The organism is Streptomyces sp. NPDC093097, from assembly GCF_044754325.1.
Lineage (GTDB): Bacteria > Actinomycetota > Actinomycetes > Streptomycetales > Streptomycetaceae > Streptomyces.
This window is the reverse complement of record NZ_JBIVOW010000018.1, coordinates 113,854-137,885: the sequence shown is the minus strand read 5'-3', so window position 1 is coordinate 137,885 and position 24,032 is coordinate 113,854. Positions and strand designations below refer to the sequence as shown.

Here is a 24,032-nt window from a genome sequence, read left to right as displayed (position 1 = left end):
TGCGTCCCTTCTGGTGGTGGGCGTCGGTCAGATCAGGTCCATCGCCGCGACCTCGTCGGGGCTGCCGTAGCTGACCGGCCCCTGGAAGCGGCGGCGGGCGGTGGCGAACCACCAGACCGTGGCGATCACCAGGACCACCGCGAGCGCGATCGGCGCGTAGTTGAAGGACTCCGGGGTGACCGGGTACTGCTGCGGCAGCATGAACAGGACGTTGCTGACGACGATCCAGAGCACCGCGAGCGCGGCGACCGGCTTGCCGTAGCGGCCGAGGTTCCACGGACCGGTCTGGAAGTCGTCGAGCCGGAGCCGGAGGAAGATGGGCACGCCGTAGGAGAGGAAGAGGCCCACGACGTTGATGCTGACGACGGCGGTGAAGGCGGTGTGCGACCACCAGCCGGGGATCACCAGGACCAGCGAGCAGACGGCCGCGAGCCAGACGGCCTTGACCGGGGTGCGGGTGCGGTCGGAGACCGAGTGCCACCAACGGGAGCCGGGCATCGCGCCGTCCCGGGAGAAGGCGAAGATCTGCCGGGTGTTGCTGGTCATGTTGGCGAGCCCGCAGAAGAGCATGGCGCCGATGACGATCAGCAGCAGGAACTTCGCGGTCTGCACGCCGAGCGCGTCGATGAGGATCTGCACCGGCGGGGCGTCGGCCTGCGCGGCGTGGCCGTAGTCGCGGATGGCGTACACCAGGGCGAGCATGAGGATCAGGCCGGTGATCGCGGAGCAGCTGATCGCCCGCATGATGCCGCGCGGGGCGTTGACGGTCGCCTGCACCGTCTCCTCGGACATGTGGAAGCTGCCGTCGAAGCCGGTGAAGGTCCAGCTGGTGACGAGCAGGCCGAGCAGGCCGCCGTAGACGGCGTTGGTGAAGCCGGTGTTGTTGGCGAAGTGGGTGACGAACGACGGCGGTTGGTGGTGCGCGGGAATGAAGGTCAGGGTGGCGACGATGACCACCATGCCGATCAGCAGCCACCACACCGAGATCCGGTTGACCACCGCGACCAGCCGCACGGTGTAGGTGTTCGCAAGGGCCTGCACCACCAGGATGGCCGCGGTGATGCCGACCGTCTGGGGCGTGGTGGGCTGGTAGGACGGCCACTGCATGGCGATGAACGCCTGGATGAAGGTGGCCGCGGCGAAGTTGGTGGCGGCGGTGCCGCCGACCTGCCCGACGAAGTTGAGCCAGCCGGTGTACCAGGACCAGGCGCCCTTGTGGCGCTTGGCGAGTTTGCCGGCGGAGAAGTAGAGCGCACCGCTGGTCGGGTACGCGGAGGCGATCTCGCCCATGGCGGCGCCGACGAACAGCACCATGACGGAGACCCCGATCCAGCCGAAGATCAGGATCCGGGGGCCGCCGGCGTTCAGCCCGAAGCCGAAGGACGAGAAGATGCCGGAGATGATGTTGATGATGGTGAAGGAAATGGCGAAGTTGTCGAAAGCGCGGAATCTACGGGTGAGTTTCCGCGGATAACCCATAGCATGCAAGGTCGCGTCGTCATCGAGAGCGGCTCGGTCCGCGCCTGGCTGGATTTTCGAGCGGATTTTGACACGGGCGGGGGAGGACGTACGCTCGGGCACTACCGCAACCTTTCTGTTGGTGGGGGCAACGTTCGGCGGGGTATTCGATGGTGCGTCACAGTGCGTGCGGAACGGGAAGTCCGCACGCTCTCCGGGCTTTGGTCAACTGCTCCTCGGGTTCACCGAAGGAACTCCAGGGCATCCGGGAGGCATAAGGCCCCATGGCGGTGAGCACCTCGCGGGCCTCGAATTCACACGACGCCATGAAGAGCGCATGCGCGAGATAGGCCAGATCCACGACCGGGGTGAAGCGGTATCCCGCCACGGTCGGGAACCAGCCGCGGTAGATGCCCGTGGCGGTGGTGGTCCACTGCGGCTGCTCCCAGGTGCGATCGGCCAGCGGCGCCGTCGGGTTGTAGTCCTCGACCAGTGCCACCAGGGGCAGCAGCCGGAGCGGCGAGGAGGCCGCGGCGCGCTGGCTCAGGAAGGCGGCGACGTCCCAGCTCGCGCTGGACGAACCGCCGTGCCGGGGGAAGAAGAAGGACAGAAAGCGGTGGTGGGCCTCCCGGTGCCAGGGGTCGAGCCGAAGGATGTGCGCAAAGAGGTACCAAGGGCCGGTGGGCGCGGTCAACAGCCCCTGGGGAGCGGGGTCCTGGGGACGGTCGAGCCGGGTGAGGGCGAGCTGCGCGACCCAGGGCGTGGGGTCCTCGGGCGCCAGCTTCGCGGCCCGCTCGCAGGCGGTGCGCGCGATCCGGTCCAGGGCGCCGGCCCGCCGGTCGCCGGCATCGGCCATGCGCAGCGCCCGGAGCATCGCCACCCGCGCCCACAACAGGGCGGCCTCCGGCCCCGGTTCCTCGGCGAGCCAGCGTTCGGCCAGGTCGGTGCCGGCGGCTTCGGAGGCCAGGACCAGCGACCGGTGGGCCCGCACCTCGAAATCCCCGCGGGTCTCCCGCAGGACCTCGTGGGCGCTCAGGTAGCGCCCGGCCCGGACATCGATACACGCTCGCGCCAGCGCCCGGTCATCGGCTGCTGGACTCCATACGTACTGCCCCTCGAATGAGCCGGCCGGCATGTTCCCCTCCCGGTGCACGCGGGGGTCCTGCGGCGCCCGCGCATTCCGTCCACGCCGAATTCGGCTGGACCGCCGCCGCTGGTCAGTCGGTGGCGGGGCACACCCTACTCATTTCCTCCTCATTTCGAAAACAGTCGTCTGGAATATCTGGTTCCGCACCTTTTCGTCAGGAGAAGTTTGAAACGCTGACAACCGTGTCAGCGCTATTGATTGGCATATTCACTCCCGTCCGCAGACCAGCCACGCCACCGCCCCTCCGAAGGCCGCGACCGCGCCCGCCACGAGGAACACCGCGTCCAGGCCCGCCGCGTAGGCCCCGGCCGGCGCCCCGACGCCGGTACCGGGCACACAGCGGTGGAACACCGTGCCCAGCAGGGCGATTCCCCAGGCCAGGCCGAGTTGGCGGGCGCTGTTGGCCGCCGCGGTGGCCACCCCGCTGTGGGCCGGCTCCGCCGAGGCCATCGCGAGTGCCGGCAGGACCGGCGAGACCAGTCCGGCCCCGACGCCGGTGACGAGCAGACCGGGCAGCAACACCGGCCAGCACGCGCCGGGTTCGAGCAGGAGCAGCAGCAGATCGCCGGCGGCCACCAGGAGCGTGCCGCCGCCGACGCTCCACCGGGCGGGCATCCGGTGCAGCGTCCCGCCGGCCAGCGCGGAGGTGGCGAAGAAGGCCGCCGGCTGGACGGTGATGACCAGGGAGGTGGCGAACGAGCCGAGCCCGGCGCCGTTTTGGAGCCAGAGGGAGAGCACTGGAAGGAAGGCGAACGCGCCGAGGTAGTAGGCGCCGGAGGCGAGCAGCAGCCCGTTGAAGGCCGGGGTGCGGAACAGGCCGAGCGGCACCATCGGCCGGTCGGCGGCGCGCTCCACGACGGCGAAGGCGAGCAGCATCACCGCCCCGAACCCGAAGCCCAGCAGGGTCGATCCGGCACCCCAACCGGCCTCGCCGCCGCGGATGAAGCCGAAGGTGACGCCGGTCGCGGCGAGGCTGAAGGTGGCGATTCCCGGCCAATCGATCCGGGCGGCACCGCGGGCGTGGTCGGCCGGCACCTTGGTGGCCAGCCACAGGGCCACCGCGCAGACCGGCAGCGCACCGTAGAAGATCCCTTGCCAGGACAGCAGTTGGGTCAGCATCCCGCCGGCGACGTTGCCGACACCGGCGGCCGCGCCCGGCGACCGCGCCCCAGACGGCGAACGCGCGAGCCCGGTCCCGTCCGGTGTAGGCCAGGCCGATCAGCGGGACGAGGGTGGCGAACATCGCGGCGCCGGCGATGCCCTGCACCACGCGGGCGGCGATGAGGAGTTGGACGTTTCCGGCCAGTGCGCAGGCGAGGGTGGCGGCGGTGAAGACGGCCAGGCCCAGGACGTACAGGCGCTTGCGTCCCAGCACGTCGCCGAGCGAGCCCATGCCCAGCAACAGCCCGGCCAGGGCGAGGGTGTAGACGTCGATGACCCCCTGCAGGGCACCGAAACCGGCGTGCAGCTCCCCGGCCATCCGCGGCAGCGCCACCGTCACGATCGTCGCGTAGACCAGCAGCAGGAAGGTGCCCAGACAGGCCGCCACGAGGGGCAGCCATCTCCCGTGTACCGACGGGGAGTTGTGGGGCAGGGCGGAGGTGCGGGGCGGCCGGCCGGCCAGGTGTGCGTCCATCCGCCCACCCTGATGTAATGGTCGTATGCAGGTGAACCCTTACGGGGAGGACCCGGTCCGGTTTGTCGTCGACCTCACCAACGCCCCTCCGACCAGCGCAGACGAACTGGCCGAGCGCGCCGCGGCGGCCGGGATGGCCCTGGACCGGCCGGTGACGGAGGACGATCTGTCGGAGGTGCTGGACTTCCTGGTGCGCTGGGCCGAGGTCGTCGACGCCCCCACCGACGCCCGGCGGGCGGAGTTGCTCAACGCCCTGCTCGCGGACGCCGCCGGCCACCCCCGGCTCACCGACCACGCCGACGGCGGCTGGCACATCCACTACCGCGAGGACGACCGGAGCCTGGGCGGAGTGCTGCGGGCGGTGGCCGGCGTCGGCACGGCACTACACCTGACCGGATTGGGCATGCACCGGTTGGGCCGTTGCGCACTCGCGGAATGCGACAACGCCTTCGCCGACTTCAGCCGCGCGGGACGGCAGCGGTACTGCTGCCCCCTGTGCGCCAACCGCGACGCGGTACGGCGGCACCGCGCCCGGCGCGAGAAATCCCGGCACGCAGGCGAGGAACGGTAAGGGAATAGCACCCGAGAACCTTTTCACCGGCGCCGATGAAGCACGACTTCCGGCCGCCGCCCCCCTCGGGAGTTCCCGATTCGGGAAATCGGCTCAAGAGCATCCGTCACGAACGGAAGCTACTATCCGGAAGCGCGTGATCACATGTAGCGTTCGCTGCCACCGGTGCAGTGACGGTTCTTCACGTCACGGCCGAGTACGGGCAACGGGCGTGAACGCGCTCCCCCACGGGGAGGGGAGGGCGCTTGCCCCGCTGGGCGCACCCGCATCACGCGTGCCGGTGCGTCGGCCCCGCTCCGCACCGGACCGCGCAGCGACCGCGGGGCAGCAATACCGCGCGCCGCACGGCGAACACCGCGATGCCTGTCCGAACACGCCTGCTTTGCAAGAGGAATGGGCCAGATCATGTTTGTGAACGCGTCGACGACCCCCCTTGCGTTGCTACCGGACGCCGATTTCGGCCGGCCTGCCGAAGCCGACACCGGCGGCGGACCGCCCCTGGCGGTCGACCGGCTCCCCGATGGCAAGTGGCAGCTCACCCTGCACGATCTGGAGCCGGTGTCGGTGCACCGCCCGGCCTCCGACGAGGTGCACATCATCCTCGCCCCGCCCTGCGCGACCCGGCCCGCGGCGGCCGCCGACCCCCGGCAGACGGCCGGGGTGTTCACCCCGGACCCGATCCGGATCGACACCGCGGCCCGCACCGTCTGCATCGACGGCCGGCAACTCGACGTCCCGCGCCTGGAGTTCGACCTGCTGGCCCACCTGGTACTGCATCCGCGGCGGGCCTTCACCCGGCAGCAGCTGATGGCCGCCGTCTGGCCCGACTGCCGGTCCAGCGCCCGCACGGTGGACGTGCACATCGCCCGGCTGCGGCGGCGGCTGGGCCCGGGCCGGCGGACGTTGATCAGCACCGTCTTCGGCGTCGGGTACAAGTACCTGCCGACGGCCTGAGTCCGGCCGGGGCACGGCCGGGCGGCACGGGACGGGGGCCGCCCGGCCGCCGGCCCGTTCAGTCGGGTGCGCCCGCCGCGTCGCCCGCCTGCGCGGCGCCGGCGTTCAGATGCGCCGGGGTGCCGGTCGCCGGCTCCTTGCGGACGAAGGCACGGCGCAGCGCGTGGTACGGCGTGTCCGGGTCGAAGAACGTCTTGTGCATCCGGGCGAGTTCGTCCGCGCGGTAGGCGGCGAGCGGCCGCCGCGCCTCGTCGCGCTCGCGGCGTTCCTTCTTGGCGGCGATCCTGGACTGGACGCCGGGGGACGCGGCCAGCCGGCGGGCGAGCCGTCCGACGCGGTCGCCGAACTCCCCCGCGGCACAGGCCACGATCCGGTCGACCAGGCCGAGCCGCTGCGCCCGGGCCGCGGTGATCGGCAGCGCCCGGGACATCAGGTGCGCGGCGGTCTCCGGGCCGACCCGGCGGGGCAGGGTGTACGTCCAGTATTCCGAGCCGTGCAGGCCCATGAGCCGGTAGTGGGGGTTGAGGACCGCGGCCGCGCGGCACCAGACCTCGTCGGCGGCGAGCGCGAGCATCGCCCCGCCGGCCGCCGCGTTTCCGCCGAGGGCGGTGACCACCAGCCGGTCGGTGGTGGTCAGCACGGCGTGCACGAGGTCGTCGATGGCGTTGATGTTGGCCCAGGATTCCGCGGCGGGGTCGGCGGCGGCCTCGATGACGTTGAGGTGGATGCCGTTGGAGAAGAAGTCCCGCTGTCCGCCGAGGACCAGGACGGAGGTGGGCCGGCTGCGGGCGTACGCGTAGGCGGTGAGCAGCCGGCGGCACTGGTCGGTGCTCATCGCGCCGCCGGGGAAGGAGAAGCGGAGGAATCCGGCCGGTCCGTCCTCGTGGTAGCGGATGTCCGTCCAGGTGCGGCCGGTGCCCTCGGCCTCCAGAGGTGCCGGGATCTCGGGGAGCGGGGGGAGCCGGTCGCCGAGGGCCAGGGTGGCGGGCAGCTTGACGGCGGCGGGGCCGCCCGGGGCGCGGGCCGGGCGGAGTTCGGGGATCCAGACGGCACCGTCGGCGGTGGCCCGGCAGAGGGCGCCGTGGCGGGTGGCGAGCAGGTCGCCGGGGTGTCCGGTGAGGGTGTCCTCGGGGTGGCCGCCGTGCAGGAACCAGGTACCGCCGAGGAGTTGGTCCCGTACGCCGGGGCGGGAGTCGGCGGCGCGGAGGGTGCGCAGGACGGTCTCGGTGGGGTCGGCGGCCCAGTCGATGCGGCGGTCGTCCTGGCGCAGCCGCGGCCGGGGGCGGCCGGGGAGGCCGGCGGCGGGCAGGGTGTGCTGCGGCTGCGGGCGGTGGGTGCCGGAGGCGAAGCGGTCCACGGCGGTCAGCAGGGCGGCGATCGCGGCGTCGGCGATCTCGTTGCGGTACAGGTCGCTCTTGCCGACCTCCGGGACCGGGCACTCCGCGGTCGCCCAGATGTCGCCGGCGTCCATCGCCTCGTTGGCCTGGAGGACGGTGACGCCCCACCGCTCGGCCCCCAGGTGCACGGCCCAGTCCACCGAGGAGGGCCCGCGGTCGCCGAGCGGGCCGGGGTGGACGATCAGCGTGGGCCAGGCGGACCAGACCTCGCGGGGGACGGCCGTGGTGAGCATCGGCGCGACGATCAGGTCGGGGGCGTGCCGGGGCACGAGGGCGGCCAGCGGGGTGGCGCGGGTGACGAGTTCGACGCCGAGGTGGTGGCCGCGGTCGGCGAGTTCGGCGTGGGCGCGCTGCGTGAGGCTGTTGAAGGCGCCGGCGAGGAGCAGGATGCGCACAACGGGCTCCCTGGGGTGGCTGGGACCGGTGGACGGTGGCGATCGTCCCTTCGCCCCCGGCGGCCGGGCGGCGGACCCGCTGGTCAGGTCACCCGAACGCGTCCGGGCAGGGACCGCCGGGCGGCGGAGGCGGGTGCGGACGACGCTCGCCGGAGAGGTGACTGGCCGTCAGGACTGCGGCTGCCTGTCCGTCCGGCGGGATCCCGCCAAAGTTGGCGCGCCGGACCGCGTTCCACACGGTGCCGCATTGCCGTTCATTGACATTGACTTGGCGATTCTTTTACTTTCGATGCGTCGGCATCCGCGCAGGTCAACACCGCTGCCGGCAACCACACTTCGCTTCCCACACCTTGGAGGTCCCCATGGATCAGCTCATCAAGAAGATGGCCCAGGACGACGTCTGGCAGAGCTGGGTGGCCGCCAACTCCGGCGGACAGGACCCGCGGACGGCCAAGAGCGGCTGCATCAGCGCCGCCCCCAAGGCCGGCTGCATCAGCGCCATGCCCAAGAGCGGCTGTATCTCCTGACGCCCCGCTGACAGCCCCGGCGGGTCGGCGGCGGCCCACTCCCCCGCCGCCGACCCGCCGCGGGCACCGCGCACCCACGTAAGGGGCGGCCCCCGCCCGCGCAACACACCCGAGGGATTCCATGGAAGGCCAGCCGACCGCCGAGGTCATCGAGCAGATCCGCGACATCCCGATCTACCGCGAGGCACTGGCCAAGGGCCACTTCCCGGTGCTCGACAAACCGGAGATCGCCCGCGGCTTCCCGGACAACTGGATGACTCCCCACCTGGCCGCCGCGCTGGAGTCCGGCCAGGCCGAGTTCGTGCTCTCCACGGGCACCAACCACGCCCGGATGCAGCTCATCCGGCCCCCGTACTTCCTGCTGCGCTCCTACTACCAACTGTGGAGCGAGCACCCCGACCTCGCCGCCACCTGGGCAGCGGGATGCCGCCGGGTCTCCCTGACGACCGTCCTGGCCACCGAGCACGTCGCCCGGGTGAACGCCGCCAAGCGCGGCACCGCACCCGACCCCCTGCCCGGCCCCGACGACCGCCGGCTCGACGACCGCACCAGCTATCTGAACCTGCGGCTGGACCCGGCACTGTGGAGCCGCGACGACGTGGTCCGGATGCTCGACGAGATCCGCGCCGCCCAACAGACCCACCCCCAGGGCTGGTACCACCTCGACTGCTCCGGCTACCACCTCGCCCACCTGGTGCGGAAGGTCGGCGAATGGGGACTGTGGGACGACTTCCCGCCGCCCGCCAGCATCATCCACGCCTACGAGTACACCCCGGTGAACGTACGGCGCTTCCTCTACCAGCACTTCGCCTGCCCCCTCATCGACCTCTTCGGCAGCACCGAACTCGGCTACCTCTACTCCAGCGACCGCCGTGGCAACTACCGGCCCCACCTGGAGCGGACGAGCATCGAACTCCATCCGGTCACCCCGGGCAGCACCCTCTACCACCTCGTCGTCTCCAGTCTGCGCAACCCCTACATGCCGCTGATCCGGTACCGCTCGGGCGACTGCGTCAGGACCACCGACGGCACCCCCGATCCCGAGCGGATCACCCAGTTCTGCGGCCGCGAGAAGGAGTTGCTGGCCACCCGGAACGGACCGATCGCCCAGGGCGACCTCGACCGGTGCGTCGCCGAGGCGACCGCGCAGATCTTCGTCCACCAACTGCGCCTGGCGGGCACCACCGAGGCACGACTGGCCTACACCACCTTCAACGGCGCGCCCCTGAGGCCGGCGGAGGGCACCGCGCTGGAGCGCGGCCTCGCCGAACTCACCGGCCGGCGCTGCCGACTCGACCACCGCCCGCACATCCCCATCGGCCGGTCCGGGAAGTACTCCTGGCTCGCCAGAGGAGAAGCATGACCCACCGGACCGCGCCGCACCCCGCGGCCACCGCCGCCGCACCCTCCCGGCGCGTCTCGGCCGAGGACCTCCACGACCTCCTCGGCCGCCCGCTGCACGCCGAAGTGCTCGCCCACTTCGTCCAACAGACCGGCGCATCCGAGGAGTTCGTGGCACGCCAGACCACCGAGTGCCTGCGCTACCTCTACCTCGTCTCGCGCCACCGCGACCGCCTCGCCGGACTGTTCCTGCCCGTCGAGCAGGACATCGACGAGATCTGGCACTACCTCATCCTCCAGACCCGCGAATACCGCGCCCTGTGCGAGGAACGGCTCCCCGGCCGGTACTTCATCGAACACCGCAGCATCGGCTACGAGGCGTACCAGCAGGAGCCGGGGCGCGAGCAGGCACTGGACGAGGCGCTGCGCTGGATCCCCCTGTACTGCCGGGAGTTCGGCCCCTTCGACGAGGGAGCACTGCCGCACTGGACCATCATCCGCTTCCTGCACCAGCGGATGGGGCTCTCCCTCGCGGAGATCTCGGCGCTGGAGGCGCGGGCCACGTGAGCGTCACCGCACCGCGGCGGCCGCTGGCCGTCCTGGTGTTCGCACAGGTGCTCGGCGGCGCGGGCCTGGCCGCCGGCATCACGGTCGGCGCCCTGCTGGCCGAGGACATGCTCGGCTCGACCGGACTCGCCGGGGTGCCCAGCGCCCTGTTCACCGGCGGCGCGGCCCTGGGCGCCGTGGGCATCGGCCGGCTCTCCCAACGCCTGGGCCGCCGCGCCGGACTCCTGCTCGGCTACGGGACCGGCGCGCTCGGCAGCCTGGGCGTGGTCGCCGCCGCCGCACTGCACAGCCTCCTGGTGCTCTTCCCCGCACTGCTGATCTACGGGGCGGGTACGGCAACGAACCTGATGGCCCGGTACGCCGGCGCCGAACTGGTCCCGCCGGAGCGGCGCGGACGCGCGGTGAGCACCGTGCTGTTCGCCACCACGCTCGGCGCGGTGGCCGGGCCCAACCTGGTGACGGTCACCGGCGACGCGGCCGTGGCCTGGGGCGTGCCCCGGCTCGCCGGCCCGTTCCTGCTGGCCGCCGCGGCGTTCGGGGCGGCCGCCGCCGTCCTGGCCGTTCCGCAGGGGGCAGTGGGGAGGCCGGAACGGGGCGCGGCTGCCGGAAACACCGAGACCGGTGACCGGAGCGGTCCCGGCGTGCAGCCCCTGCGGCCGCGCGGTCTGGCCGCCGGCACCGCCATCATGATCCTCACCCAGCTGGCGATGATCGCGCTGATGACCATGACCCCGGTGCATCTGCGCGCACACGGCCACGGCACACAGGCGGCCGGACTGGTGATCGCCCTGCACGTCGGGGCGATGTTCCTGCCCTCGCCGCTCACCGGGGCGCTGGTCGACCGGATCGGGCCGTACCGGGTGGCCGCGGCCTCCGGCGGCACCCTGCTCGCCGCCGGCCTGCTGGCCGCCCTCGCCCCGTCGCACTCGGTGCCCGCGCTCGCCGTGGCACTGGTACTGCTCGGCGTCGGGTGGAACTTCGGACTGGTCAGCGGCACCGCCCTGGTCACCGACGCGCTGCCGCCCGACCGCCGGGCCGCCACCCAGGGACTGGTCGACGTCGGCATCGCGCTCGCCGGCGCGACCGGCGGAGCCGCCTCAGGGCCGGTACTCGCCGCCGGCGGATTCCCCGTACTGGCGCTGGCCTGTGGGGTGTTGGCGCTGGCGGTGGTCCCCGTGGCGGTGCTGGCCGCGCGGGGTGCCGGTGACGCCCGGCGCCCCTGAGGCTGACCGATATCACTGAAATGAGCCTCAACATGCCGCAACATGGCGTCATTTCGCGTTTTCATTCGGGAAACCTGGGTGCTGCACTATGAAAGCGCGTTCCAGGAGAACGCGGCCGGCGCTCCGCGCACGCGCCCCGGAACCGCGCCCCGACGACCAGTACCGCGCCCGCCCTCGGCCCACCGCGCCGACGGCGCGCGGCGGCCCCACCCTGCCCCACCACCAGACGACCGAACGGCCCCGACGACGCGGGCGATGCGGAGGACGACGATGCGGAAGGACACCGGCATACCGGGGCGACGCCCCCGGATACCGGCCCTGTGCCGTCTGCCGCTGACCGCCCTCGCCCTCGTCCTGGCATTCCTGCTGGGCACGGCGCCACCGGCGGGCGCGGCCCGGCCCGCGCCACCGGCCGCCGCCTCCGGCACCACCAGCGCACCGGCCGCCGCCAACTCCTCCTCCGAGGAGGAGAAGCACTCCAAGCGCGAGCCCGAGCGCGGCGGCCTGCGGCGACTGGCCCCGGGCGCGGAGGGAATTCCGGCCACCCGACGGCCGCTGCCGCCGTGCCGGAGCGCCGCGGCCGACGCCGGGACCGAACCGCCACGGATTCCCGCCACGACCGCAGCACCCGAGACCGCGGAACCGCCCGAACTCCCCGTCCTCCACTGCGTCTTCCGCTGCTGACCGGCCCGGCGGGCCGCCCCGCGCACGCCTGCCACGTCCGCGCCGTCCTCGCCATCCGCACGGTGGCCACACCCTTCAGCAGGAGACCTCCACGTGGAGACCTTCATCCAACACGCCCGGGGCCTCACCGCCCGTATCGCCACACACCGCGACGAGCAGGAGACCTACGGCCGGCTCGCGGCCGGCCAGTCCCCCCTCGCCCTGTTCATCACCTGCTCCGACTCCCGGGTCGTCCCGTCCCTGATCACCGGGGCCCGGCCCGGCGAACTCTTCGAGCTCCGCACGGCCGGCAACGCCGTGCCCGTCTACCAGGAAGGCATGGCGGCCACCGCGGAGGCCGCCACCATCGAATACGCGCTGCGGGTGCTGGAGGTCGCCGACGTCATCGTCTGCGGCCACTCGCACTGCGGCGCCGTCGGCGCCCGGGCCCGCGGCGAGGACCTGACCGGCGCCCCCGCCGTCCGCGACTGGCTGACCCGGCAACTCTCCGACGAACTCCCCGGCGACGAGGGACCGGCCGTCACCGCCGCCGTACAGCGCCATGTGCGCGAACAGGTCGACCGCCTGCGCGCCTACCCCTGCGTACGGGAGCGGCTGGAGACCGGCGAGGTGCGGCTGCACGGCTGGTTCTACGAGGTGCACACCGGATCGGTCTCCGTCCACCAGCCGGCCGCCGACGCGTTCCTCCCCCTGTGAAGGCGGGCCGTACGTGATGAAGCGATTCCCTTTCCTGCGGGCGGACTTCACCGCCTCGCTCGTGGTGTTCCTGGTCGCCGTCCCGCTGTGCGTGGGAGTGGCGGTGGCCTCCGGCGTACCGGCCGAACTGGGGCTGGTCACCGGCATCGTCGGCGGGCTGGTCACCGGGCTGCTGCCCGGCAGCAGCCTCCAGGTCAGCGGCCCCGCCGCCGGACTGACGGTGCTGGTCTTCGAAGCGGTCAAGGAGTACGGCCTGGGCGTCCTGGGCGCACTGGTACTGGCCGCGGGGCTGCTCCAACTGGGCATGGGCGCCCTGAAGTTGGGCCGCTGGTTCCGGGCGATCTCGGTGGCCGTGGTACAGGGCATGCTGGCGGGCATCGGGCTGGTCCTGATCGCCGGGCAGCTCTACACCCTGGCGGACGCCAAGGCACCGGGCGGCGGCCTGGCCAACATCGGTGCGCTGCCCAAGCTGGTGCTGGCCACCGCGCAGTCCGGCCCCGCGCTCGCCGCGTTCGCGGTCGGCGCCGGCACCATCGCCGTCCTGGCACTGTGGCCCCGCTGGCGGCCCGCGGCACGGGTCCTGCCGGCCCCGCTGGCGGCGGTCGCCCTGGCCACCACCGCGGTCTGGGCACTGGACCTGCCCGTCGCCCGGGTCCGCGTCAGCGGCCTGCTGGACGCGATCCAGCCACCGGGCCTGGCCGACATCGGCCGGCTGACCGAACTGGGCGTCCTGGGCACGGTGTTGGCGTTCACCCTGATCGCGTCCGCGGAGTCGCTGTTCAGCGCGGCGGCGGTGGACCGGCTGCACGACGGACAGCGGACCGACTACGACAAGGAGCTGATGGCCCAGGGCGCCGGGAACACGGTGTGCGGGCTGCTCGGCGCGCTGCCGATGACCGCGGTGATCGTGCGCAGCGCCGCCAACGTCCAGGCGGGGGGCCGCACCAAGGCGTCCCGCGTGCTGCACGGCGCCTGGCTGCTGCTGTTCGCCGCGGCGTTCCCGGCGGCGCTGGGCGTGGTGCCGGTCGCGGCACTGGCCGGCATCCTGGTGCACGCGGGCTGGAAGCTGATCCCCCTGCGGGAGCTGCGGCCGCTGTGGCGGGCGCACCGCGGGGAGACCGTGGTGCTGTGCGTCACCGCGCTCGCCATCGTGACGGTGAACATGTTCGAGGGGGTGCTGATCGGCCTGCTGCTGGCCGTGGCCAAGACCGCCTGGGAAACCTCCCAGACCCATCTGGAGGTGCACATCCCCAACGTCGCCGGCCCGGTCCGGGTCCGGGCCGTGGGCAACGCCACCTTCCTTCGACTGCCCAAGCTGCTCGACCAGTTGGAGGCGCTGCCCGCCGACCGGGACGTGGAACTCGACCTGAGCGGACTGCGCCATGTCGACCACGCCTGCCAGGCAGCGCTGGAGAACTGGGCCGAACAGCACCGCCGCAGCCGGAGCCGGGCGGTCGAACCGGTCTCCTGATCCGGGACCGCCCCGGCCTCGGACGGCACAGCCGCCCACCGGAGCGGAACCCCAACCGATGCCTCGCTGACGGCCGATGACGCGGCGGAGCCGGAACGATCCCACCGGCTCCGCCGTCCACCGCGGCACACACCGGACGCCCGCGTCAGATCGTCACCAGTGTCACCTCGGTCGCCTTGACGCTGGTCCAGACCGCGGTGCCGTCCGCGAGCCCCAGTTCCAGGGCGGCGGCGGGGGTGATCTCGGCGACGAGATCGGGGGCCTCGGGCGAGGTCACCAGGACCCGCAGCCGGCTGCCCGCCGCGGTGATCTCGCGTACGGTGCCGGCCCAGACGTTGCGCGGACTGCCCGCGGGCTTCTCGACGTGCACCGACACCGCCTCGGGGGCGATCACCGCGAGCGCCTGGGCGCCGTCGGGCAACGGATCGGCCGCGACCGCATGGCCGCCTCCGGTCAGCGCGAGTCCGTCACCGGAGGCGATACCGGGCCAGGCGTTGCGACCGAGCATCCGGGCCACCCAGGGAGAGCGCGGATGCCGGGCGACCTCGGCGGGCGGCGCGTCCTGAAGGGCGCGACCGCCGTCGAGGACCAGCACGCGGTCCGCGAGCGAGACCGCTTCGACGGGGTCATGGGTGACGATCAGGCAGACCCCGCCGAAACCCGCGAGGTGACCGCGCAGGGTGTGCCGGACATGCGCACGGGTGGTCTGGTCGAGCGCGGCCAGCGGCTCGTCGAGCAGCAGCAGGCGCGGCCGGGCGGCCAGCGCCCGGGCCAGCGCGACGCGCTGGGCCTGGCCACCGGAGAGCTGCGCGGGCCGGCGGTGGGCGAGGGCACCGACCCCGAGCCGGTCGAGCCACTGCTGCGCGGCACGCCGGGCCCGCGCACGCGGGACGCCCTGGGCGCGCAGCCCGTAGGCGGTGTTGGCCAGCGCCGACAGATGCGGGAAGAGCGCACCGTCCTGGGGGACCCAGGCGACGCCCCGGCGGTGCGGGGGCAGCGCGGTGACATCGGTCTCCCCCAGCCGCAGCGCGGCCCGGGCGCGCGGGGTGAGCCCCAGCAGGGCCCGCAGCAGCGTGGTCTTGCCGGCGCCGTTGGGCCCGACGACGGCGACGGTGGTGCCGGGATCGGCCCGGAGGGTGAGCTCGGTGAAGCCGGTGACCTCGGCGTCCAGCGGCCAGCGCTCCTGGGGGGACGCGTCCGGCACGGGTGCCTCGCAGTGCCCGGCAGCGGGATCGAGCGGGGCAGGGACCAGACCCGCCGCCCCGTCCTCGGCACCGTCGGCCGCCCCGCCCGCGGAGCGTCGGAAGCGGGCCACGCCCGACCGACCGGCACCCCCGGAACGCTCCGCCGGCCCGCCCATCCAGCGCCCGCGCAGACACACCAGGACGGCCATCGCGATGGCGAGCAGCAGCAGGGAGACGGAGGTGGCGGCCTCCGGGGAGTCCTGGAGCAGCAGATAGACCTGGAGCGGCAGGGTCTGGGTGGTGCCCGGGAGGTTGCCGGCGAAGGTGATGGTCGCGCCGAACTCGCCGAGCGCACGGGCCCAGGTCAGCGCGGCACCGGCGGCCAGGCCGGGGGCGACCATGGGCAGGGTGACGGTCCGGAAGACCCGTACCGGCGAGGCACCGAGGGAGGCCGCGGTCTCCTCGTAACGGGGACGGAGCCCGGCCAGGGTCCCCTCCAGGCTGATGACCAGGAACGGCATCGCCACGAAGGTGGCCGCCACCACCGCGCCCGAGGTGTGGAACGGCAGCACGATGCCGAAGGTGTCCTCCAGCCAGGGGCCGAGCAGCCCCCGGCGACCGAAGCCGAGCAGCAGGGCCACCCCGCCGACGGTCGGCGGCAGCACCATCGGCAGCAGCACCAGCGAGCGCACCAGCACCTTGCCGGGGAAGTCGACCCGGGCCAGCAGCCAGGCCAGCGGGACCCCGAGCAGCAGCGACAGGCCGAGCGCCCAGCACGACACCAGCAGCGACAGCCGCAGCGCCTCAAGCACGCCGGGGCTGGTCAGATGGGTGCCCAGCGCCCCCCAACTGGTCCGGCCGAGAACGCCGACCAGCGGCAGCAGCAGGAAGGCGACGGCGAGCAGCGCGGGGACGGCCAGCGCGACGGGGGTGCGGGCACCGGGCGCGCGGCGCCGGGCGGCGCGCACCGGGGCAGGGGTGCGAAGGCGGCTCATCGGGAGTCCTGGGATCGGGGCGGGAGGCGGGGCCGGGCGACCGGCGGACGGCGGGGCGCGGGACCGCCCGCTCCTCCGAGCCGGGCGGCCCCGCCCCGCACGGTCACGGCTTCTGGAAGCCTGCCGCCTGCAGCATCCGCTGCGCCTCCGGGGTGCTCAGCCACGTGACGAACTCCGCGGCCGCGGCGGCGTGTTCGGAGGACTTCAAGGTGGCCGCCGGGTAGGAGGCGACGGCGTTCTGCGCATCGGGGATGTCGATGGCGTCGACCTTGGCGGGCGCGGTGGCGGCATCCGTCTTGTAGACGATGCCGGCGTCCGCCTCGCCCAGTTCCACCTTGCTGAGGACGGCCCGGACGTTGGGCTCCTGCGAGACCGGCTTGACGGTCAACTGCTGGGCGTCCAGCACCTTCTTGCTGTACCGGCCGACGGGCACCTCGGGGGCGGCCAGCACCACCTTGAGCTTGCTGTCGGCGAGGTCCTTGAGCGCGCCGACCTTCTTCGGGTTGCCCTTGCCGGTGGCGATGACCAGGCGGTTCTTGGCGATGACGGTGGGGGCTCCGGTGTCGGCCCGCAGCCCGTCCATCGTCTTGGTGTCGGCGGTGACCAGGGCATCGGCCGGAGCGCCCTGCTTGACCTGGGCGGCCAGCTCCTGCGAGCCCGCGAAGGAGAACGCGACCTTGGTGCCGGGGTGCTCCTTCTCGTAGGCGGCGCCGGCCTTCTTGAAGACGTCGGTGAGCGAGGCGGCGGCGAGCACCGTGAGCTTCGTGGTGCCGCCGGCGCCGGCCTCCTTGGCGCCCTCGCCGCTGCCGCCGGAGCAGGCGGCGAGCGGGATGAGCAGGGCGGCGGTGACGACCGCGGCGGCGGCGCGGCGCCCGGTGACGAAGGGGGACATGGGGCGGGACTCCTTAGGACGCGGGCGAGGCACTCGCCCGGACGGTCGGGGACGTAAGCCGCGCCGTGGACGGCGACGCCGCTGGGCGGGCGGCCGGCCCGCGGGGGACGAGCGGGCGGACCGCCGGGGCCGCGGGGTTCAGCTGCGGTCGATGTACACGTTGGTGGACTTCACCCGCGCGACGGCCTGCATACCGACCTCCAGGCCGAGTTCCTCCACCGCCTCGCGGGTGAGCAGGGACACCAGGCGATGCGGGCCGGCCTGGATCTCGACCTGGGCGGCCACGTCGCCGACCTTGACGGCGGTGACGATGCCGGGGAAGGCGTTGCGCACGGAGGTGTAGGAGTCGTCCTCCTCGCCGCCGGCGGACTGGCCCACCTCGATCGAGAAGGCGGCCAGATCACGGCCGTCGATGAGGCGGCGGCCGCTCTCGTCGCGGTGGGTCGTGACCCTGCCCGCGTCCGCCCAGCGGCGGGCGGTGTCCGGGCTCACGCCCAGGAGCCGCGCCGCCTGGCCAATGGTGTAGGACTGCATGTGCGACACGATATGAGGCATCACCTCGCATTTACAATCCTTATGGCGCTCAGCTATGGCAGATGCGAGGACCGGAAGGGGCGAGGCGTTCCGAGCGCCGGCCTGCGGCTACCGCTCCCCCGGCACCGGGCAGGTGCCCACCCAGATACCGGTGATCGCGCTGATGTAGCGGGCACCGCAGCGGTCGGACGGCACCACCAGCTGGCTGCCCGCGGTGTCCAGCGGCCGCCCGTCCAGGGCCGCGGCCAGCAGGATCGGGGCATCGCCGAAGTCGGCGTCGATCTCCGCCCAGGACAGCACGGCATGGTGGCCGTCGCCGCCGGTGACGGCCACCAGGAAACGGGAGCGGTCCTTCCGCCGCCGGGCGTCGAAGGCCGGCCCGGCCGCGACCAGGACGTCGCGCAGCAGCGGACCGTCGAAGGTGTGCTGCTGCGGCCCGTTGGTGGCGCAGTCGAAGACCACCGGGGCGTGCCGCTGCGGCCAGCGCTCCCGCAGGTCGGCGACGGTCAGCGCGAGCGGGCGGTGGAGCCGGCCGCTGACTCGGAAGGGCCGGGCGGCGGGGGCGTCGTCCGGTGCGCTGCGGACGGCGGCGGGGCGGGACGGCGGGCTGAGTCGGCTCATCGGTGTCCCCCAGGAGACGATCCGCGCGGCGGCTGCCTCCCTCTGATGCCCCAGCGGTCGCGGCCTCAATCACATCTGCCACCCCATGAAGCCGGTTCGCCTGGCGGAAGTGAGGCGAACAGCGGAACAGGCCAGCACATCCATGCGGTCACCCAGCGGAGACGAGGGGGTCAGCCGCGCCCGTCCCACCGATCCACGTGCACATGGGTGGACTTGATGCGGGCGGTGGCCTCGACGCCGACCTCGATGCCCAGCTCCTCGACGGCCTCCCGGCTGACCACCGACACCACCCGGTGCGGCCCCGACTGGATCTCGACCTGCGCGACCACGTCGTCGAGGGTGACCGCGGTGACGATCCCGGCGAAGGCGTTGCGGACCGAGGTGCGGACCTCGCCGGGCACCGGATGCACCCCCGCGGCCCGCTCCTTGGCGAACGCGGCCAGCCCCGCCCCGTCGATCACGCGGTTGCCGGCCCCGTCCCGGTCCATCCGCAACTGCCCGCCGTCGGCCCACCGGCGAACGGTCTCCGAACTCACACCCAGCAGTCGCGCTGTCTGACCAATGCTGTACGAAGGCACCCCCGCACCCTAAGGGACCCGTGGGCGCCCCGGTCACCGGACCGACTCCCGCCCGCGAGGGCGCTCGCACCCCGCACAGGACCACGGCCCCCAGTCGAGAAACGCCCCGCCGACCTCCAACCCCCGCAGGACAACGCCCCGTTGCACCCCATCGACCGGACCACGCAGCCCGCAGCCGAGCAAGAGCAAGACCGAAGGGCCGCAGCGACCGCCCGTCGGCCCCCTGCCGGCCCGGCCCCCGCCCGGCTCCTCCGTACGGGCACACACCCCCTCTGGGCCCCCTCCCCCTTTATCCAGTACCCCGCCCGGCACGAACGTGTTGCACTGGCCCGATGGACATGGATCTCACGACGGTGCTCGCGCACTACGACCGGCAGCTGCGACGCGAGGCGCCGGCCGACCCCGGCACCTCGATGCACCGGGACGCGACGGTGGTACGGCAGACCGGCGGGCCCGACGACTGGAACGGCGTGCTGTGGTCGGCGCTGGACGACGCCACGGCCGACGCGGCCATCGCGGAACAGACCCGGCACTTCGCGGCGCGGGGCCTGCCCTACGAATGGAAGGTCTACACCCACGACCGGCCCGCGGACCTCGGCGACCGGCTGCGGGCGGCCGGGTTCGTCCCCGAGCCGCCGGAGTCCCTGATGGTGGCGCGGACGGACGACCTCGCCACGGAGACCGCACTGCCGGAGGGCGTGCGGTTGGCGACGGTGACCGGCGAGGAGGGGGTGGAGCTCCTGGCGCGGGTCCACGCCGAGGTGTTCGGGACGCCCGCCGCGCACCTGCGGCACCGACTGCTCACCCAACTGGCGCAGAATCCGGACGCACTGGTGATGGTGGTCGCGCTCGCGGGCGAGGTGCCGGTGTCCTCGGCGCGCCTGGAGCTGCCGGCCGGCACGGACTTCGCGGGCCTGTGGGGCGGCGGCACCCTGCCCGCCTGGCGCGGCCGGGGCATCTACCGGGCGCTGGTGGCCCGCCGGGCGCGGCTCGCGGCCGCGCGGGGATTCCGCTACCTCCAGGTGGACGCCACCGATCAGAGCAGCCCGATCCTCACCCGACTGGGCTTCGCGACGTTGAGCACGACCACGCCGTACATCCGCACGCCCTGACCGGCGGAAGATCAACTCTCCTGAGCGGGCGAGGAGTTGTGGGCGCGGCGGCGGACACCCCGTCGGACGGGATCCCGCCGGCACTCCTCGGTGACCGTCCGCTATCGCATGAGTCCGGATTGCGATGGTTTGTTGCGAATGTAAGCCTGGTACCCCATTCGTCGAAGGAGTTGATCGCATGGTTACGGATCGCACAGCGCCGGTCGCGACGGCCGCCCTGGCCGCCGAGGTCGAGGGACTGCTGAACCCCGCCGAGCCCGACGGGGTCTACCGCGACACCCGCGAATGCGGAGGCGGGCTGCTACTGCTCGGCCTGCTGCTGCTCGCACCCCCCACCCCTCGTCCGAAGACCGGCGTTCGCTGAGGGGAATTGCGTTGGCTGAACAGACGCAGGGAGCAGTCCCGCTCAGCGCTGTGATCGCCGATGCCGCAACCGGGGTCGCCCTCGCCCTCCAGGGCGGGGGCGACCCCTATGCGCTCTCCCGGATCCTGCGCCAGGGCGATCCCCTCGCCCCGGCCGCGGTCCGGGTCCTGGGCGCGGACGCGCTCGCGCCGTACGCACTGGAGCACCGGGCGGTGCCGGTGGGCGCGGACGACGAAGCGGTGGTGCGGCAGACGCTGGCGGCCTATCCCCCTGGCGCGGACGCCTCCGAGGTGTCGGCATGGAGCTATCGCGGCCTGGTCGAGGCCACCCACGCCTATCTGCCCTCGGGCGCCCGGCCCTGGCCGCGGCCCCCCGAGACCGGCGCCGAGTGGACCGGCACCGACCCCTGGCCGCGGCTGACCCACCGGATCTCCCAGCTCGCGGCGCTGGCCCTGCCCGGCCTCGCCACCGACCTGGAGCAGCAACTGGCCGCCCGCACCGACGACTTGGCCCGCGGGTTCGTCCGGGCGGTCCGCCGCCGGGACTGGCTCCAGGCCGCCGGGGTCGGACGCTGGCTGGCCCGGCTCCCCGACGTACCGCCGACCCTGGGGCTGGACGCGGGGCTGGCGTTCGTCCGGCAGATGGGCGGCGGCGACCCGCGGGTGGCGCTGCACGTGGTGGCCGCCCAGCGGTTCTTCGGGCGGGGCTGGTGACCGCCGACCGGGGCGACCCGGAACTGCTGGACCATCTGGTCGGGGGCAGCCTGGCCTGGCTGACGGCGCGGCGGGACTGCTTCCGCCTGCCACCGGACGCGACCACCGACGCCGATCCCAACCTCACCCTCAAACCCCTCGGCGAACTGGCCGAGCTGACGCACCTGATCGCCTCCTCCCACCCGCGGCCCGACCTCCGGGCCGCGGCGGAGGGGCTGTTCGTGTTCGCCTGGCGGGAGACCCGCGAAGGGGAACTGTTCGCCGAGCTGATCCGCGGAGAGCCGCACGCCACCTACCCGGTGGAGATCTACGGCGCCTTCGCCCAGGCCGGACTGCGGCACCCGGCCGTCGAGGAACTGGTGCTCACCACCACCGGACTGCGCGGCTGGCGGGTGGCCCGCGAGGACCACACCCGCACGCTCGGGGTGCTCAACGCCGAGCGGCGGATCGGACTGGCCCAACACGCCGCCTTCGACGCCGAGTTCGCCCTGAGCGGCCTGGGGCTGCTGCCGGAGCCCTGGGCGCTGGACCGCAAGGCGGCCTACGGCCTGACGCACGACGTCTTCCACCTCACCGACTGGGGCCGCAACCGCCGCCGACTGTCCCCCGAGGCCGCCGGCTACCTGCGGCTCTGGCTGCCCTCCTGGCTGGAGAACTGGCTGGAGGAACAACTCTGGGACCTGGTGGGCGAGTTGCTGGCCGTCGCGGCCTGCCTGCCCGCGGCCCCCTACGACGCGGCGGCCTGGCAGCGGCTGGCCGCGGCCCGGGCCGCCGACGGCAGCGTGCCCGAGACCGGTGCGGTGCCGCTGCCGGACGACCCGACCGAGGCGTTCCGGGCCTGCTACCACTCCACCCTGGTGACCGCGTTCGCCGGCACCCTCGCCCGTACCGCCGCGTCCCAGGCCGTCCCCGGCCCGCTGGCGGCCCCGGACGCGGCGGCGGCCGGACCGACCCCCTGCGAAAGCGAGGCTGCGCTGTGACCCTGACGGCTGCGTCCCCGGCCCCCCCGGCCTCCCCCGCACTGCTGCATCAGGTCGGCGACCGGGCCCTGGGCTGGCTCGACGCGCACCGCGACTTCTTCCGGCTGACACCCGAGGACCGGGCCACCGGCGGCGCGACCGTCGAACGACTCAAGCCCATCGGCGAGTTGGCATCCAACATGCAGGTGCTCTTCCGGGAGGGCGTGGCCGGGTCCCGGCAGCGCAACCGGGCCGGCGCGCTGCTGGACTTCGCCTGGCGGGAACTGCTCGACGGCGGCAACGTGCTGGCCGCCCTCCAGCACGACGAGCCGCACTCCCCCGTGCCGTTGGAGGTCTACGCGCCGTTCCACGAGCTCGGCCGCCGCCACGTGGGCCTGGAGGCGGCCCTCGCCGTCTGCCGGCGGACCGGGACCTGGACGGCGCTGGAGATGGCACCCAACCGGCGGCTCGGGGTGCTCAACGCCGAACGCCGGCTCGGCCTCACCCCCAGCACCGACTTCGCCACCGCCCTCGCACGCACCTGGCTGGGACAGCTGCCCGAGCCCTGGACCGTGCAACTGCACATCGCCTACGACATCACCCACACCGTCTTCCACCTCACCAACTGGGGCGAGACACCGGAGGGCATCCCACCGGACATCGCCGCCTACCTCACCCGCTACCTGCCGGCCTGGCTGGACGACTGGGCCGACCTCGAACACTGGGACCTGCTCGGCGAACTCCTGGTCGTGGACGCCTGCCTGCCGCGCCCCACCCTCGACGCCCGCCTGTGGGAGCGGTACGCCGCGGCCCAGGCCGAATCCGGGGCGATGCCCATCCAGCACGCGCTGCCCGAGGGCGCACCGGACACGGTCTTCGACCAGCTCCACCACCCCACCCTGGTCGCCGCCTTCGCCTCGGCGATGGCCACCTCCCGCGCGCTGACCACCGGGACCGGCTGATGCCGACCGCACCCGACGAGCCGGCGCTCGCGTACCGGCTGGCGGACGCGCTCACCCTGATCGACGCCCCGGACGTCGTCCTGGCCGTCACCCGGCAGGGCCACCGGACCGTGGTCAGCGGCGGCACCGCGCTGGCACCGCCCACCCCGCGCCCCGCGCTGCGCTACGAACTCGGCTCCCTGTCCAAGACGTTCACCGTGCTGCTGCTGGCCGACCTCGCGGTGAACGGGGAACTCTCCCTGGACGACCCGCTCACCGCCCGCCTCCCCCGCCTGCCGCTGTACCATCCGCGATCGGGCCGGATCACCCTGCGCCACCTGGCCACCCACACCTCGGGGCTGCCCCGGGTCCCGACCGATCTGCTGCTCACCGCGCTGGTCCGCCCGTACGACAACGGCTACGCCCGCTACGACACCGAGCGGCTGCTGCGCACCTTCGCGCGGACCCGGCCCCGGCACCGTCCTGGCACCCGCTGGCACTACTCCAACTTCGGGGTGTCGCTGCTCGATCCGGCCCTCGGCCACACGACCGGGGTCGCCTACCCGGATCTGCTCACCGCCCGGGTACTGAAGCCGCTCGGGCTCACCGGCACCACCCTGGCGCCCGGCGCGACCGGCACCGACGCCATCGGCCACCGGGCCAACGGCAGCACCCCGGTCCGCAGTACCGACATGGGGGCCTTCGCCGCCGCCGGAGCGGTCCGCGCCACCCCCGACGACCTGCTCCGCTACGTGGAGGCACACCTCTTCCCCGAGAGCACCCCGCTGGCCGCCGCCCTGCGCGCGGTGCAGGTCCCGCTGCTCCGACGCGGCTGGCGGCACCGCAACACCCACACCCTGACCTGGTACCAACACCCGGCGCCGCGCGGCCCGTTGCGCTTCCACGTCGGGGCGACCTTCGGCCAGCAGGCGTTCCTCGGATACCACCCGGAGTCCGGGACCGGGGTGGTCGCGCTCGCCACCCGCCGCGGCCGCACCTGCCGGATGATCACCACCGCCTACGAGCTGCTGTACGCGCTGGCCGGCGACGGCGACTGAGGCCGGGACGGGCG

General features: G+C 73.5%; 24 protein-coding genes and 1 pseudogene. 15 read left to right on the top strand and 10 right to left on the bottom strand.

What is annotated here, in order from left to right; genetic code table 11:
• Nucleotides 1–27: 27 nt before the first annotated feature.
• The 4 genes and pseudogenes from ACIQE0_RS27470 to ACIQE0_RS27455 all read right to left on the bottom strand — a co-directional run.
• Nucleotides 28–1,479 (bottom strand): amino acid permease, encoded by a 1,452-nt coding sequence (locus tag ACIQE0_RS27470; RefSeq protein ID WP_366330588.1) that lies wholly within the window; start codon nucleotides 1,477–1,479, stop codon nucleotides 28–30.
• Nucleotides 1,480–1,636: 157 nt separating this feature from the next.
• Complete coding sequence (locus ACIQE0_RS27465; RefSeq protein ID WP_402337073.1) at nucleotides 1,637–2,593, bottom strand: hypothetical protein; 957 nt, start codon at nucleotides 2,591–2,593, stop codon at nucleotides 1,637–1,639.
• Nucleotides 2,594–2,812: 219 nt separating this feature from the next.
• Nucleotides 2,813–3,724: an MFS transporter gene (locus ACIQE0_RS27460; RefSeq protein WP_402337070.1), complete on the bottom strand. Its 912-nt coding sequence runs from the start codon at nucleotides 3,722–3,724 to the stop codon at nucleotides 2,813–2,815.
• 94 nt (nucleotides 3,725–3,818) lie between these two features.
• Nucleotides 3,819–4,085 (bottom strand): annotated as a pseudogene (locus tag ACIQE0_RS27455) (MFS transporter); the annotation flags it as partial.
• Between the two features lie 181 nt (nucleotides 4,086–4,266).
• Between ACIQE0_RS27455 and ACIQE0_RS27450 the strand changes: the two are divergent.
• Both ACIQE0_RS27450 and ACIQE0_RS27445 read left to right on the top strand, forming a co-directional pair.
• Nucleotides 4,267–4,812, top strand: coding sequence for a CGNR zinc finger domain-containing protein (locus tag ACIQE0_RS27450; RefSeq protein ID WP_402337067.1), 546 nt, complete (start codon nucleotides 4,267–4,269; stop codon nucleotides 4,810–4,812).
• 405 nt (nucleotides 4,813–5,217) lie between these two features.
• The gene (locus ACIQE0_RS27445; RefSeq protein WP_402337064.1) at nucleotides 5,218–5,766 is read left to right on the top strand and encodes a winged helix-turn-helix domain-containing protein; all 549 of its coding nucleotides are present in this window, start codon (nucleotides 5,218–5,220) and stop codon (nucleotides 5,764–5,766) included.
• Nucleotides 5,767–5,824: 58 nt separating this feature from the next.
• Here ACIQE0_RS27445 and ACIQE0_RS27440 read toward each other — a convergent pair whose 3' ends face one another.
• Entirely contained in the window at nucleotides 5,825–7,558 is a 1,734-nt protein-coding gene (locus tag ACIQE0_RS27440; protein WP_402337061.1) for an enoyl-CoA hydratase-related protein, read from the bottom strand.
• A 362-nt stretch (nucleotides 7,559–7,920) separates the two neighbouring features.
• On the opposite strand from ACIQE0_RS27440, the gene ACIQE0_RS27435 reads away from it, so the two are divergent.
• From ACIQE0_RS27435 to ACIQE0_RS27405, 7 genes are all read left to right on the top strand, one after another.
• Nucleotides 7,921–8,085: a hypothetical protein gene (locus tag ACIQE0_RS27435; protein ID WP_366330593.1), complete on the top strand. Its 165-nt coding sequence runs from the start codon at nucleotides 7,921–7,923 to the stop codon at nucleotides 8,083–8,085.
• A 121-nt stretch (nucleotides 8,086–8,206) separates the two neighbouring features.
• A complete protein-coding gene (locus ACIQE0_RS27430) occupies nucleotides 8,207–9,448 on the top strand; it encodes a hypothetical protein (protein ID WP_402337058.1) in 1,242 nt (413 codons plus the stop codon).
• Nucleotides 9,445–9,993: a hypothetical protein gene (locus tag ACIQE0_RS27425; protein WP_402337055.1), complete on the top strand. Its 549-nt coding sequence runs from the start codon at nucleotides 9,445–9,447 to the stop codon at nucleotides 9,991–9,993. The genes ACIQE0_RS27430 and ACIQE0_RS27425 overlap by 4 nt, the downstream gene beginning before the upstream one ends.
• A complete protein-coding gene (locus ACIQE0_RS27420; protein WP_402337052.1) occupies nucleotides 9,990–11,216 on the top strand; it encodes an MFS transporter in 1,227 nt (408 codons plus the stop codon). Before ACIQE0_RS27425 ends, ACIQE0_RS27420 begins: the two co-directional genes overlap by 4 nt.
• Before the next feature lie 270 nt (nucleotides 11,217–11,486).
• Nucleotides 11,487–11,900: a hypothetical protein gene (locus ACIQE0_RS27415; protein WP_366335501.1), complete on the top strand. Its 414-nt coding sequence runs from the start codon at nucleotides 11,487–11,489 to the stop codon at nucleotides 11,898–11,900.
• Between the two features lie 93 nt (nucleotides 11,901–11,993).
• Nucleotides 11,994–12,596 (top strand): carbonic anhydrase, encoded by a 603-nt coding sequence (locus ACIQE0_RS27410; RefSeq protein WP_366335499.1) that lies wholly within the window; start codon nucleotides 11,994–11,996, stop codon nucleotides 12,594–12,596.
• Nucleotides 12,597–12,612: 16 nt separating this feature from the next.
• Nucleotides 12,613–14,067: a SulP family inorganic anion transporter gene (locus ACIQE0_RS27405; RefSeq protein ID WP_402337048.1), complete on the top strand. Its 1,455-nt coding sequence runs from the start codon at nucleotides 12,613–12,615 to the stop codon at nucleotides 14,065–14,067.
• A gap of 145 nt (nucleotides 14,068–14,212) precedes the next feature.
• On the opposite strand, the gene ACIQE0_RS27400 is transcribed toward ACIQE0_RS27405, so the two are convergent.
• The 5 genes from ACIQE0_RS27400 to ACIQE0_RS27380 all read right to left on the bottom strand — a co-directional run bounded on the left by ACIQE0_RS27400 (nucleotide 14,213) and on the right by ACIQE0_RS27380 (nucleotide 18,871).
• Nucleotides 14,213–16,246, bottom strand: a complete 2,034-nt coding sequence (locus tag ACIQE0_RS27400) for an ABC transporter permease (protein WP_402337045.1) — start codon at nucleotides 16,244–16,246, stop codon at nucleotides 14,213–14,215.
• A 103-nt stretch (nucleotides 16,247–16,349) separates the two neighbouring features.
• Nucleotides 16,350–17,138, bottom strand: a complete 789-nt coding sequence (gene modA / locus ACIQE0_RS27395) for a molybdate ABC transporter substrate-binding protein (RefSeq protein WP_366335491.1) — start codon at nucleotides 17,136–17,138, stop codon at nucleotides 16,350–16,352.
• A 138-nt stretch (nucleotides 17,139–17,276) separates the two neighbouring features.
• Nucleotides 17,277–17,672: a molybdopterin-binding protein gene (locus tag ACIQE0_RS27390; protein ID WP_384091447.1), complete on the bottom strand. Its 396-nt coding sequence runs from the start codon at nucleotides 17,670–17,672 to the stop codon at nucleotides 17,277–17,279.
• A 108-nt stretch (nucleotides 17,673–17,780) separates the two neighbouring features.
• Nucleotides 17,781–18,293 (bottom strand): molybdopterin-dependent oxidoreductase, encoded by a 513-nt coding sequence (locus tag ACIQE0_RS27385; RefSeq protein ID WP_402337041.1) that lies wholly within the window; start codon nucleotides 18,291–18,293, stop codon nucleotides 17,781–17,783.
• Nucleotides 18,294–18,463: 170 nt separating this feature from the next.
• Nucleotides 18,464–18,871, bottom strand: a complete 408-nt coding sequence (locus ACIQE0_RS27380; RefSeq protein ID WP_366335485.1) for a TOBE domain-containing protein — start codon at nucleotides 18,869–18,871, stop codon at nucleotides 18,464–18,466.
• 338 nt (nucleotides 18,872–19,209) lie between these two features.
• Here ACIQE0_RS27380 and ACIQE0_RS27375 point away from each other — a divergent pair, with 338 nt between their 5' ends.
• From ACIQE0_RS27375 to ACIQE0_RS27350, 6 genes are all read left to right on the top strand, one after another.
• Nucleotides 19,210–19,983 carry a GNAT family N-acetyltransferase gene (locus tag ACIQE0_RS27375; protein ID WP_402337213.1) on the top strand — a complete coding sequence of 258 codons (774 nt, stop codon included), beginning with the start codon at nucleotides 19,210–19,212 and terminating at the stop codon, nucleotides 19,981–19,983.
• A gap of 178 nt (nucleotides 19,984–20,161) precedes the next feature.
• Nucleotides 20,162–20,347, top strand: coding sequence for a hypothetical protein (locus ACIQE0_RS27370; protein WP_366335483.1), 186 nt, complete (start codon nucleotides 20,162–20,164; stop codon nucleotides 20,345–20,347).
• 11 nt (nucleotides 20,348–20,358) lie between these two features.
• On the top strand, nucleotides 20,359–21,060 hold the full coding sequence (locus ACIQE0_RS27365; RefSeq protein WP_366335482.1) for a hypothetical protein: 702 nt from the start codon (nucleotides 20,359–20,361) through the stop codon (nucleotides 21,058–21,060).
• Entirely contained in the window at nucleotides 21,057–22,040 is a 984-nt protein-coding gene (locus ACIQE0_RS27360; protein ID WP_366335480.1) for a DUF6895 family protein, read from the top strand. Before ACIQE0_RS27365 ends, ACIQE0_RS27360 begins: the two co-directional genes overlap by 4 nt.
• Nucleotides 22,037–22,981 carry a DUF6895 family protein gene (locus tag ACIQE0_RS27355; RefSeq protein ID WP_402337036.1) on the top strand — a complete coding sequence of 315 codons (945 nt, stop codon included), beginning with the start codon at nucleotides 22,037–22,039 and terminating at the stop codon, nucleotides 22,979–22,981. Before ACIQE0_RS27360 ends, ACIQE0_RS27355 begins: the two co-directional genes overlap by 4 nt.
• A complete protein-coding gene (locus ACIQE0_RS27350; protein ID WP_402337033.1) occupies nucleotides 22,981–24,018 on the top strand; it encodes a serine hydrolase domain-containing protein in 1,038 nt (345 codons plus the stop codon). Before ACIQE0_RS27355 ends, ACIQE0_RS27350 begins: the two co-directional genes overlap by 1 nt.
• The last annotated feature ends 14 nt before the right edge of the window (nucleotides 24,019–24,032 follow it).